Origin of the sequence: Stenotrophomonas sp. SrG, from assembly GCF_050031795.1 — a bacterium.
Classification (GTDB): domain Bacteria; phylum Pseudomonadota; class Gammaproteobacteria; order Xanthomonadales; family Xanthomonadaceae; genus Stenotrophomonas; species Stenotrophomonas rhizophila_A.
Genome location: NZ_JBNBBE010001681.1, coordinates 1 through 231 on the forward strand (window position 1 = coordinate 1; position 231 = coordinate 231).

Here is a 231-nt window from a genome sequence, read left to right on the forward strand (position 1 = left end):
GCACACAGATCCGTGAGGAGTCCGCCAAGCCCCTGGCCCGCATTGACCTCCGCCATGGCAAGACCGCCGCCTACCGCCAGCAGGGTGGCCAGGTGGTGTATGACTCCATGCTCAGCATCGGGGTGCCCAAGGATGATCGCTTCCAGATCATCCAGGATCACGAACTTGATGGGATCGTATACGACCCCGGCTACCTGGGTATTGCGCGCACCGTTGCCTTCATCTTCATCA

General features: G+C 60.6%; 1 pseudogene. It reads left to right on the top strand.

Annotation, left to right across the window (positions count from 1 at the left end):
- Positions 1-231 (top strand): annotated as a pseudogene (locus tag ACQG3P_RS25085) (hypothetical protein); the annotation flags it as partial.